Below are 11,924 nucleotides of genomic sequence, written 5' to 3'. Positions count from 1 at the left end.
TCCCGCCGGTTCCAGAAGCCATACCCCACAAGCGAATCCGACTCTCCATCGTGGACAATCTCCTGAAGCAGTTTGCGCAGTCATCGCAACTCGCCGGCGGCAACGCCTCCTACATCGAGGATCTGTACGAGCAGTACCTCGTCTCCCCGGACAGTGTGGACCCCAAATGGAAGTCCTATTTCGATGGCTTCAAGGGCCGCGAAGCAGGTGATGTCCCGCATTCCGCCGTCATCGCCCACATCGCCGAGGCCGGCCGCAACGCATCCAGCGCCGCGGCCAATGCCGGCGGCGGCGACGAGCGCGAGCGCAACGTCGGACGCCTGATCACCGCCTACCGCTCGCGCGGCCATCTCGGCGCCAATCTCGACCCGCTGGGCCTGACCCCGCCGGTCAACCCGCCCGACCTCAGCCTGCCGTTCCACAACCTCAGCGATGCCGACCTCAACGACGAGTTCAGCACCGGTGGCGTGGGCGGCCAGCCGCGCATGAAGCTGCGCGACCTGCTGGCGCGCCTGAAGGCGACCTACACCGGCTCCATCGGCGCCGAGTTCATGTACATCGCCGAAGTCGAGCAGCGCCAGTGGCTGTACAAGCGCCTGGAACAGGCCGGCGGCAACTACAACCTCGATGCCGGCACCCAGCGCCGCACGCTCGAGCGCCTGACCGCCGCCGAGGGCCTGGAACGCTACCTGCACACCAAGTACGTTGGCCAGAAGCGCTTCTCGCTGGAAGGCGGCGATTCGCTGATCCCCATGATGGACACCATCATCCGCGACGCTGGCAAGGATGGCGTCAAGGACGTGGTGATCGGCATGGCCCACCGCGGCCGCCTGAACGTGCTGGTCAACACCCTGGGCAAGAACCCGCGCAAGCTGTTCGACGAGTTCGAAGGCAAGTTCGAGCACGACGACCGCGCCGTTGCCGGTGACGTGAAGTACCACATGGGCTTCTCGGCCGACGTCGCCAGCGATGGCGGTCCGGTGCACCTGGCCCTGGCCTTCAACCCGTCGCACCTGGAAATCGCCGACCCGGTGGTCGCCGGTTCGGTGCGCTCGCGCCAGGAACGCCGCAACGACACCGCGCGCAAGCAGGTGATGCCGATCCTGATCCACGGCGACGCCGCCTTCGCCGGCCAGGGCGTGGTGATGGAGCTGTTCCAGATGTCGCAGGCCCGCGGTTTCACCGTGGGCGGCACCGTACACATCGTCATCAACAACCAGGTGGGCTTCACCACCTCCAACCGCGACGACTCGCGCTCGACCCTGTACTGCACCGACATCGCCAAGATGGTCGCGGCCCCGGTCCTGCACGTGAACGGCGACGATCCGGAAGCGGTGGTGTTCGCCGCCAAGCTGGCCTACGACTTCCGCCAGCAGTTCCACAAGGACGTCGTGATCGACCTGGTCTGCTACCGCCGCTGGGGCCACAACGAGGCCGACGAGCCGGCGATCACCCAGCCGCTGATGTACCAGGTGATCCGCAAGCACAAGACCACCCGCGAGCTCTACGCCGAGCAGCTGGAAGCGGCGGGCGTGATCGCCGCCGGCGCCGGCAAGGAAATGGTCGACGCCTACCGCGAAAAGCTGGATTCGGGCGAAGTCACCACCGAGCTGGCCGTGGTCGAGAAGACCCCGACCACCAGCAAGATGTACGTGGATTGGCCGCGCTACCTGTCCGGCAAGCTGTCCGACCCGGTCAGCACCAAGGTCGAGATGGGCAAGCTGACCCGGCTGGCCACGATGATCAACACCATCCCGGACGGCGTGGAACTGCACTCGCGCGTGGCCAAGGTGTACGACGACCGGCGCAAGATGGCCGCTGGCGAGATCGCCGGCGACTGGGGTTTCGCCGAGAACCTCGCCTACGCCACCCTGCTGGACGAAGGCAACTGCCTGCGCCTGGTCGGCCAGGACGTCGGCCGCGGCACCTTCACCCACCGCCACGCGATCCTGCACGACCAGAAGACCGACAACTACTACCTGCCGCTGCGCCAGCTGGTCGAGTCGCCGGAACAGGCCACCATCATCGACTCGCTGCTCAGCGAAGAAGCGGTGATGGCGTTCGAGTACGGCTTCTCCACCACCGATCCCAACACCCTGTGCATCTGGGAAGGCCAGTTCGGCGACTTCGCCAACGGTGCGCAGGTCGTGATCGACCAGTTCATCGCCTCCGGCGAAGCCAAGTGGGGCCGCATCTCCGGCCTGACCCTGCTGCTGCCGCACGGCTACGAAGGCCAGGGCCCGGAACACAGCTCGGCGCGCCTGGAGCGCTTCCTGCAGCTGTGCGCACTGGAGAACATGCTGGTCTGCGTGCCGTCCACCCCGGCGCAGGCCTTCCACATGCTGCGTCGCCAGATGCGCATGACCACCCGCAAGCCGTTGATCGTGATGTCGCCCAAGTCGCTGCTGCGCCACAAGCTGGCCGTCTCGACCCTGGACGAACTGGCCAACGGCGAGTTCCAGCACCTGATCGGCGACGCCAACGCGGATGCGAAGAAGGTCAAGCGCGTCGTGCTGTGCTCGGGCAAGGTCTACTACGACCTGCTCGAAGACCAGACCAAGCGCGGCCAGGACGACGTGGCCATCATCCGCGTGGAACAGCTGTATCCGTTCCCGCGCCCGCTGCTGGCCGCCGAGCTGAAGAAGTACGGCAAGGCCGCCGACGTGGTGTGGTGCCAGGAAGAGCCGATGAACCAGGGCGCGTGGTACCAGATCCGCCACCACCTGCAGGCCTGCCTGGCCGACGGCCAGAACCTGCACTACGCTGGCCGCCCGCGTTCGCCGTCGCCGGCCGTCGGCCACATGGCCGATCACCTGCGCGAACTGCAGCAGCTGCTTGCCGATGCGCTGGTCAATCCCTTCAACGACCAGTTCGCTGAATAACTCTCCCCCTTTCACGAAGAATACGAACCAGGAAGCCCCTGCATGGCCACCGAAGTCAAAGCCCCGGTACTGCCCGAATCCGTCGCCGACGGCACCATCGCCACCTGGCACAAGAAGGTCGGCGACGCGGTCAAGCGCGACGAAAACCTGCTTGACCTGGAAACCGACAAGGTCGTGCTTGAAGTGCCGTCGCCGGTCGATGGCGTGATCAAGGAAATCAAGTTCCCCGAAGGCGCCACCGTGACCAGCAGCCAGGTAGTGGCGATCATCGAGGAAGGCGCCGTCGCCGCCGCGCCGGCCCCGGCTGCCGCCGAAGCACCGAAGGCCGCTGCAGCGGCTCCGGCCGCCGCTGCCGCCGCACCGGCCCCGGCCGCCAAGTCGGCCGCCGACGGTCTGCCCCCGGGCGCCCGCTTCTCGGCCATCACCGAAGGCGTGAACCCGGCCGATGTCGCCGGCACCGGCCGCCATGGCGCGGTGACCAAGGAAGACATCGTCAACTTCGCCCGCAACGGCGGCGTCGGCAAGGCCGGCGGCGCGCGTCCGGAAGAACGCGTGCCGATGACCCGCATGCGCAAGCGCATCGCCGAGCGCCTGATGCAGTCCAAGGAATCCATCGCCATGCTGACTTCGTTCAACGAAGTCAACCTGGCCAAGGTTTCGGCCGCGCGCAAGGAACTGCAGGACGAGTTCCAGAAGGCGCACGGCATCAAGCTGGGCTTCATGAGCTTCTTCGTGAAGGCCGCGGCCAACGCGCTGCAGCGCTTCCCGCTGGTCAACGCCTCGGTCGACGGCGACGACATCATCTACCACGGCTATTCGGACATCTCCATCGCCGTGTCCACCGACAAGGGCCTGGTGACGCCGGTGCTGCGCAACGTCGAGCGCATGTCCTTCGCCGACATCGAGCAGGGCATCGCCGATTACGCCAAGAAGGCGCGCGACGGCAAGCTGTCGCTGGACGACCTGCAGGGCGGCACCTTCACCGTGACCAACGGCGGCACCTTCGGCTCGCTGATGTCCACCCCGATCGTCAACCCGCCGCAGAGCGCCATCCTCGGCATGCACACGATCAAGGAGCGCCCGATCGCCGAGAACGGCCAGGTCGTGATCGCGCCGATGATGTACATCGCCCTGTCCTACGACCACCGCATCATCGATGGCAAGGACGCGGTGCAGTTCCTGGTCGACATCAAGAACCAGCTGGAAAACCCGGGCCGCATGTTGTTCGGCCTGTAAGACCCCGCCGGACCCCTCCTTCACCGGAGGGGTTCGTCGCTCCGGGGCCGGCCCAGCGCCCGCCCCTTCCCCGGCGCCCCGCGCCACCGGCTTCGCCCCGAAGCCGAAGGAAAGCACCAAGGAACCTCAAATGGCTGAACAATTCGACGTCGTCGTCATCGGTGCCGGCCCGGCCGGTTACCACGCCGCCATCCGCGCCGCCCAGCTGGGCCTGAAGACCGCCTGCATCGACGCGGCGCTGGGCAAGGACGGCAAGCCGGCGCTGGGCGGCACCTGCCTGCGCGTGGGCTGCATCCCGTCCAAGGCGCTGCTGGATTCCTCGCGCCAGTACTGGAACATGGGCCACATCTTTGGCGACCATGGCATCAGCTTCAAGGACGCCAAGATGGACGTCGAGAAGATGGTCGGCCGCAAGGACGCCATCGTGAAGCAGTTCACCGGCGGCATCGCCCAGCTGTTCAAGGCCAACAAGGTCGCCGCCTACTACGGCTTCGGCCAGCTGCAGGCCGGCAACATCGTCAAGGTCAAGCAGCATGACGGCAGCGAAGTCGAGCTGAAGGGCACCAACGTCATCATCGCCGCCGGTTCGGATTCGATCGAACTGCCGTTCGCCAAGTTCGACGGCGAGACCATCGTCGACAACGTCGGCGCGCTGGACTTCGCCGAAGTGCCGGGCCGCCTGGCAGTGATCGGCGCCGGCGTGATCGGCCTGGAACTGGGCAGCGTGTGGAAGCGCCTGGGCGCCGACGTCACCATCCTCGAGGCGATGCCGGAGTTCCTGGCCGCCGCCGACGCCGAAGTGGCCAAGGTCGCCGCGCGCGAGTTCAAGAAGCAGGGCCTGGACATCAAGCTCGGCGCCAAGGTCAGCAAGACCGAAGTGACCGGCAAGGGCAAGAAGAAGGAAGTGGTGGTCACCTACACCGACGGTGAAGGCGAGAAGACCCTGACCGTCGACAAGCTGCTGGTGGCCGTTGGCCGCCGCGCCGCCAGCAAGGGCCTGCTGGCCGACGGCACCGGCGTGCAGCTCAACGAGCGTGGCCAGATCGTGGTCGACGACCATTGCCACACCGGCGTCGACGGCGTGTGGGCGGTGGGCGACTGCGTGCGCGGCCCGATGCTGGCGCACAAGGGCTTCGAGGAAGGCATCGCGGTGGCCGAGCTGATCGCCGGCCTGCCGGGCCACGTCAACTTCGACACCATCCCGTGGGTGATCTACACCGAACCGGAACTGGCCTGGGTCGGCAAGACCGAAGCCCAGCTCAAGGCCGAGGGCATCCCGTACAAGGCTGGCAGCTTCCCGTTCGCCGCCAACGGCCGCGCCGTGGCGATGATGGAGCCGGCCGGTTTCGTGAAGGTGCTGGCCCATGCCGAGACCGACCGCGTGCTGGGCATGCACCTGGTCGGCGCCAACGTCTCCGAACTGGTGCACGAAGGCGTGCTGACCATGGAGTTCAGCGGCTCGGCCGACGACCTGGCCCGCATCTGCCACGCCCACCCGTCGCTGTCGGAAGTCATCCACGACGCGGCGATGGCGGTCAGCAAGCGCGCCATCCACAAGGCCAACTGAGCGACACCGGCCTGAACGAGAAGGCTCCGCCCCGGCGGAGCCTTCTTGCTTTTGCACTCCCCTGATCGCGTCCCTGTTCATCGGCGTGATCCGCCTACCTCCTTCCCTCCATCAGGAACGAACATGAAGTCCATCTGCGTCTACTGCGGCTCCAATCCCGGCGCCAAACCCGTCTATATCGAGCGCGCCACCGAACTGGGCCGGCGCATCGCCGCCGAGGGCCTGCGCCTGGTCTATGGCGGCGGCCGCACCGGATTGATGGGCGCGGTGGCCGATGGTGTGCTGGCCGCCGGTGGCGAGGTCACCGGCGTGATCCCGCAGCACCTGGTGGACATGGAAGTCGCGCACCAGGGCGTGACCACGCTGGAGGTCGTCGGCTCCATGCACGAACGCAAGTCGCGCATGTTCGACCTGTCCGATGCCTTCGTCGCCCTGCCCGGCGGCTTCGGTACCGCGGAGGAGATCTTCGAGATGCTGACCTGGCGCCAGCTCGGCATCGGCAAGAAGCCCTGCGCCTTCCTCGACATCGACAGCTTCTATGCGCAGCTGATCGGCATGATCGACCACATGGTGGAAGAACGCTTCCTGCACCCGGAGCAGCGCCAGGACCTGTGGTACGGGGACGATGCGGAGCGGATGCTGGCGTGGATGCGCGCGTATTCGCCGGCGCAGGCGGACAAGTGGTTCGACGAGAAGCTGCGCGCCGCGTTGCGGTAAGTCACCAACGCGTAGCGACGCGGCAGGCTTCATGGCACCCCGCTATCAGCGACGCGCGGTTCGAGGAGAAACTGCGCGCCGCGTTGCGGCAAGTCACCGGCGCGTAGCGACGCGGCAGGCTCCATGGCGCCCGGTTGCCAACAGGGCGCAGCTGGACGAAACGCTATGGGCCGCGTTGCCTTGGCGCGGGCGACTCGGACTGCGAACACCTGATCCAGCGCGCCGGGCCGCCCGCGACTTGCCTCGCTCCTGCATCGCTCCACGCGGGAGCGTGCTTCTCACGCATTCTTGTGCAGCGTCACCTCGCGCGGCAGCGGATAGCCGAGCAGATAGCCCTGGCCGAAATTGCAGCCCATCTCGAACAGGGCACGCAGTTGGCGTTCGTCCTCCACGCCCTCGCCTATGGTCTCGATCCCCAGCGTGCGCGCCAGCGACACCACCCCTTCGACCAGCGCCTGGGTGCTCTTGCCGTTGTCGGCATGCAGGCCGGCCACGAAGCTGCGGTCGATCTTCAGCGCGCTGATCGGGAACCGGTGCAGGTACGACAGCGCCGAATAGCCGGTACCGAAATCGTCCAGCTGCACCACGATGCCGCTCTCGCGCAGCTGGTGCAGGGTGCGCAACGTACGCGGGGCATCCTCCAGCAGCGCCATTTCCGTGATTTCCACCCGCAGCCGGCCCGGATCGGCGCCGGCCGCATCCAGCAGGCCAAGCAGTCGCGCGGCGAACTCCGACGAGCGGAAGTGGCGCGGCGACACGTTCACCGAGATATAGCCCGAAGCCGTACCCGCCAGATCGCGGACCACCTGTTCGTAGATCAGCCAATCCACCTGCTCGATCAGGCCGCTCTCCTCGCCCAGCGAAATGAACTCGCCCGGCAGCAGCAGCCCCCTGCCCTCGTGTTGCCAGCGCAACAGCGCCTCGTGGCCGACCACGCCACCGTCGGCCAGCGACACGATCGGCTGGTAGAACGGCAGGAAGTCGTTGTTGATGATGGCCCGGCGCAGGTCCGCCTCCAGTTCCAGGCTCTGCAGCGACTGCTCGCGCATCGCCTCGTCGAACACCACGCAGCGGTCCTGGCCCATGCCCTTGGCCCGGTACATGGCGGCATCGGCGTCGCGCAGCAGTTCGGCGCCGGAGGTGTAGCGCAGGTTCCACAACGCGATGCCGATGCTGCCCGACGGGAACAGCTCGCGCCCGTCCACCCACATCGAGTGTTCCAGCGAACGCAGCAGGCGCCGTCCGACCTCCATCGCCGCCTCGGCACCGTCGCAGCGCACCAGCAGCGCGAATTCGTCGCCACCCAGGCGCGCCACCACGTCGTCGCTGCGCAGCATACCGACCAGGCGCTGCGCCACTTCCACCAGCATGCGGTCGCCGGCGGCATGGCCGATGCTGTCGTTGACCCACTTGAAACGGTCCAGGTCCAGGAACAGCAGCGCGAACATCGGGCCCACACCCAGCTGCGCATGCTCGATGGCTTCTTCCAGCTTCTCCAGCAACTGCAGGCGATTGGGCAGGCCGGTCAGCACGTCGTGCATCGCCAGGTGGGTCAGGCGCTGCTCCACGCGCATGCGCTCGCCGATCTGCGCCAGCAGCTTCTGGTTGACCTCGCCCAGTTCGCGGGTGCGCTCGGCCACGCGCCGCTCCAGCTCGGCGTGCGCCTGCAGCAGCCGGTTGCGGTCGCGCTGGCGCGCCAGGCTGTTGCCGATGTTGCGCGCCACGAACGCGAGCAGCCGCTGGTCGTGCGCGGTGAACGCGACCTGCGGGTTGTAGCTCTGCACCGCAATCACGCCCACCACCTCGTCGTCGCTGAACAGGGGAACGCCCAGCCAGCACTGCGATTTGGCGCCGAACTCGCGCACCTCGCCGCGCGCGATCAGCCGGTCGATCTCCGCGCGTGTGACCAGCAGCGGCTGGCCGCTGCGGATGGTGTACTCGGTCAGTCCGCCGCTGAAGGAGCGCGAGGCGCGCACCCGGTTGAATTCATCCACCGAGTAGACGAAATCCAGCCCGTCGCCCTGCTCGTTCACCAGTGCGATGTAGAAATTGCTGGCGTCCAGCAGGCCACCGATCACCCGGTGCACTTCGGCATGGAACTCGGCCTGGCTGCCGCAGCTCATCGCCAGTTCGGAGACATTGAACAAGGCCGCCTGCAGCGCTTCGGCGCGGCGCCGCTCCTGGATCTCGTCCTGCAGGCTGGCGTTGGCCCGCTCCAGTTCCAGCGTGCGCCGCTGCACGTGCTGCTCCAGCTGCACGTGCGCCTGGCGCCGGTCCATCGCGGTCAGGATGTGCTTGGCCAGGAAATTGAGGACGGCGCGGTCCTCGTCCCCGTACTGCACGCCGGTCTCGTAACTCTGCACCACGATCGCGCCGCACACGGTGCTGTCGCGCCACATCGGCACGCCCAGCCAGTCGGCACTGTCCGGCCCGCTGTGCAACGAATGCTGCTGGTCCAGCACCTGCAGCAGTTCGCGCGACGGGCCGTGCATCGTCTTGCCCCTGCGCAGCACGGCGAAGGTCAGGCTGCCCTGCATTTCCTCGAAGTGGAAGCGCCGCTCCGGAGGTGGCGCGAAGTTGTCCAGCGTGTCGGCGAAATACAGGAAGCGCAGGCTGCCCTGGTGCTCGTCGCATTCGACGATGTAGCAGTTGTCCGCATACATCAGCGTGCACAGGATGCGATGGAACTGGGCCAGCATCTGCGGCATTTCCAGGTCGCTGCCCGCCAGGTCGGCGATCTCGAACAGGGCGCGCTGCAGGCGCTTGGCGCGCTCGAGCTGTTCGATCTGCACGCCCTGCCGCAGCGACACCAGCACCGCCGCGACCAGCGCATGCGCCGTGCCCAGCCAGGCCTGCCGCTGCGCTGCCGAGAAGGCGGGATCGGCCTCGGCCAGCACCACGATGCGTGCGCCACCGTCGCCGTCGGTCCAGCTCTCCATCAACGGCTGCCGCAGGCCATCGGGCAGCGGCGCTCCGGCCAGCAGCCCACGCACCACCTCGCGCAGCGCCTCGGCTCCCTGGCTGACGCAGTCGCCCTGGCCGAGTACGGCATCGTCCCAGGCCAGTGCCACGGTGCTGTCGCCCGGGAGCAGGCCATGCAGCGTCACCACCACGCGGTTGGCGGGCGAATCGGTGTCCACGCGTCCGTTACCGGCATGCACGTCGGATTGGCTGTGCGACATGATCTCCATGTTTTTTCCGGGTTCCGGTGGTCCGGAACTCCCCCCTGTCGCGCAGCATAACGCCGCAGCGCCGGCTCCGATGCACACGCCTCGACATTTCCTGAACGTCGCCCGGTCCGCGCCCGGACATGACTAGGCAGTGGCGTGGGCAACGCTTAGGCTGCGGCACGTGGATACCGCCGTCCAAGCTCCGACCGACGAAGCGCTGATGCTGGCCTACGCCGAAGGCGATGGCGAAGCGTTCGCCGAGCTGTACGCGCGCCATCGCGCGCGGCTGTTCCACTACCTGCTGGGCCAGCTGCGCGACCGCTCGTTGGCCGAGGAGCTGTTCCAGGACGTGTGGCAGCGGCTGGTCCACGCCCGTTCGGGCTGGAAACCGGAAGCGGCCTTCGCTACCTGGCTGTTCCGCATCGCCCATAACCGCCTGAACGACCATTGGCGCGCCGCTCGGCACCGGCCCGCGGCGCCGGACGATGCCGAGCAGCGAACCGCGCGCCTGGCCGACACCTGCACCCCGGAACTGCTGGCCGACGAGCAGGCGCAACGGCTGCGGCTGCGCCAGGCGATGGCCGAACTGCCGCAGGAACAGCAGGAAGTCCTCATCCTGCGCCTGGAACAGGAACTGAGCCTGGAGGAGATCGGGCAGATCACCGGCGTGGGCCGGGAAACCGTCAAGTCGCGGCTGCGCTATGCGATGGACAAGCTGCGCGCGAGGTTGAGCGAATGAACAGGTCCGAGCCACTGACCCCCGAAGAACGCGAACTGGCGCGGCTGCTGGGACGCCCCGCCGCGGACCTGGTGCCGTCGGCGCGGATCGACGCGGCCATCGCCGCGCTCGTACGCGAACCGGCCGCGTCGACGCCGGCGCCCCGGCCTTCCGCGCCTCCGCCGCCCTTCACCGTCGGCACCGCACCGGCCCGGCGTGGCCGCCGCCGTGGGCTGGTGTCGTCGCTGGCCGCCGCCGCGTCGCTGGTCCTGGTCGTCGGCCTGGCCTGGCAACTGCGGCCCATGCCGCCGTCGGCTCCGGTGCCCGCCCCAGCGGCCGCAACCGCGGCCGCGCCGGAAGCGCCGGCAGCGGTCTCCGCACCCGATGCGGCAGTACCGGCGTCGCCATCGGCCGCCACCGCGCGGCCGGCTCCGCCACCGCCCGCTGCACCGGTACGGGCCGCCAAGGCCGAGATCGCGCGTCCTTCCCGTATGCAGGAACCGGCACCGGCCGCCGTGCCCGCCCCCTCGCCCGCGCGTGCGGCGGTCGCTCCAGCGCCGCCGCCCGCCCCACCGGCGCCTGTCACCTACACATTGGAACCGGCCCCCATGGCCGCCGACGCAGCGCCCGTGACCGCGCAGCAGGCGGAACCGGCGGCAATGCGCCTGCGTTCCAGCGCGCCGCAGCCCTTTGCCGATGCGCCGGTACGTGCATCCGCATCCGGCCTGCACGAACAGGCCAAGAGCACGGTCATGGCGCCGACCAGCATCGACGAAGACGCCCGGCTCCCGCGCCGGAAATGGCTGGAGCGCATCCGCTCGCGTCGCGACAACGGCGATCTCGATAGTGCACGCGCCAGCCTGGAGCGTTTCGTGCTGGCCTATCCGGAAACCCGCATTCCGCGCGATCTGCAGCCGCTGCTCGCCGACTGAGGCCTGCCGCCGAAAAGCGCGGCAGCACCGGCAAGCACCGTTCGGGTTCCGGCAAACCAGCGTCCAGCCGCCTAGAATGTGCGCGATGCCCGATACCCTCGCCGCGCCCGCCAGCCACGTGCTGGAGATCAAGCACAGCCGCTTCCTCGCCCAGGCCTTGCCGATCGGCAGCGCGGCCGATGCGCTGTCCTTCATCGCCGGGGTCTCGGTGGCCGACGCCACCCACAACTGCTGGGCCTACCGCTGCGGCGGCGAATACCGTTCCAGCGACGACGGCGAGCCCGCCGGCACCGCCGGTCGCCCGATCCTGGCCGCGATCGACGGCCAGGGCTACGACCGCATCGCCGTGGTCGTGACCCGCTGGTACGGCGGCATCAAGCTCGGCGCCGGCGGCCTGGTGCGTGCATACGGCGGCACCGCTGCCGAATGCCTGCGTCTGGCGCCACGCCTGCCGCTGATGGCGATGCGCCAGCTGCGGCTGGCCTGCCCATTCGACGAACTCGGCACCGTGTACTCGCAACTGGCCGCGCACGCGGCGGACAAACTTGGCGAGGCGTTCGACGAGCACGGCGCGCAGCTGTCCATCGAATTGCCCGCCGACCGCGCGGACGGCTTGAAAACCCAGCTGCGCGACGCCACCCGTGACAGGGTGCGCTGGCTCGATGCCGGCGGCTGAGGCCGGTGCCGGCCCTCCCTCCTTCC

The 11,924-nt window shown here is 68.2% G+C and carries 8 protein-coding genes; 7 read left to right on the top strand and 1 reads right to left on the bottom strand.

Annotated elements, in window-relative coordinates:
* The first annotated feature begins 50 nt into the window (after positions 1 to 50).
* The 4 genes from ABB22_RS08195 to ABB22_RS08180 all read left to right on the top strand — a co-directional run bounded on the left by ABB22_RS08195 (position 51) and on the right by ABB22_RS08180 (position 6,402).
* Positions 51 to 2,882 carry a 2-oxoglutarate dehydrogenase E1 component gene (locus tag ABB22_RS08195; protein ID WP_055764781.1) on the top strand — a complete coding sequence of 944 codons (2,832 nt, stop codon included), beginning with the start codon at positions 51 to 53 and terminating at the stop codon, positions 2,880 to 2,882.
* Between the two features lie 42 nt (positions 2,883 to 2,924).
* Positions 2,925 to 4,118, top strand: a complete 1,194-nt coding sequence (gene sucB, locus ABB22_RS08190) for a dihydrolipoyllysine-residue succinyltransferase (RefSeq protein ID WP_055764779.1) — start codon at positions 2,925 to 2,927, stop codon at positions 4,116 to 4,118.
* Between the two features lie 130 nt (positions 4,119 to 4,248).
* Positions 4,249 to 5,685 carry a dihydrolipoyl dehydrogenase gene (gene lpdA, locus ABB22_RS08185; RefSeq protein WP_055764777.1) on the top strand — a complete coding sequence of 479 codons (1,437 nt, stop codon included), beginning with the start codon at positions 4,249 to 4,251 and terminating at the stop codon, positions 5,683 to 5,685.
* Between the two features lie 123 nt (positions 5,686 to 5,808).
* Positions 5,809 to 6,402, top strand: a complete 594-nt coding sequence (locus tag ABB22_RS08180; protein WP_055764775.1) for an LOG family protein — start codon at positions 5,809 to 5,811, stop codon at positions 6,400 to 6,402.
* Positions 6,403 to 6,680: 278 nt separating this feature from the next.
* Here the strand turns inward: ABB22_RS08180 and ABB22_RS08175 are convergent, their stop codons facing one another.
* Complete coding sequence (locus ABB22_RS08175) at positions 6,681 to 9,584, bottom strand: putative bifunctional diguanylate cyclase/phosphodiesterase (protein WP_082443485.1); 2,904 nt, start codon at positions 9,582 to 9,584, stop codon at positions 6,681 to 6,683.
* 169 nt (positions 9,585 to 9,753) lie between these two features.
* Here ABB22_RS08175 and ABB22_RS08170 point away from each other — a divergent pair, with 169 nt between their 5' ends.
* The 3 genes from ABB22_RS08170 (at position 9,754) to ABB22_RS08160 (ending at position 11,898) form a co-directional block, all read left to right on the top strand.
* A complete protein-coding gene (locus ABB22_RS08170) occupies positions 9,754 to 10,311 on the top strand; it encodes an RNA polymerase sigma factor (protein ID WP_055764773.1) in 558 nt (185 codons plus the stop codon).
* A complete protein-coding gene (locus tag ABB22_RS08165; RefSeq protein WP_055764771.1) occupies positions 10,308 to 11,222 on the top strand; it encodes a hypothetical protein in 915 nt (304 codons plus the stop codon). Before ABB22_RS08170 ends, ABB22_RS08165 begins: the two co-directional genes overlap by 4 nt.
* Positions 11,223 to 11,307: 85 nt before the next feature.
* Positions 11,308 to 11,898 carry an IMPACT family protein gene (locus ABB22_RS08160; protein ID WP_055765418.1) on the top strand — a complete coding sequence of 197 codons (591 nt, stop codon included), beginning with the start codon at positions 11,308 to 11,310 and terminating at the stop codon, positions 11,896 to 11,898.
* Positions 11,899 to 11,924 lie beyond the last annotated feature (26 nt).

Source organism: Stenotrophomonas nitritireducens, from assembly GCF_001431425.1.
Classification (GTDB): domain Bacteria; phylum Pseudomonadota; class Gammaproteobacteria; order Xanthomonadales; family Xanthomonadaceae; genus Stenotrophomonas; species Stenotrophomonas nitritireducens.
The sequence above is the reverse complement of the archived record's forward strand: the minus strand, read 5'-3'. Positions and strand labels throughout refer to the sequence as shown.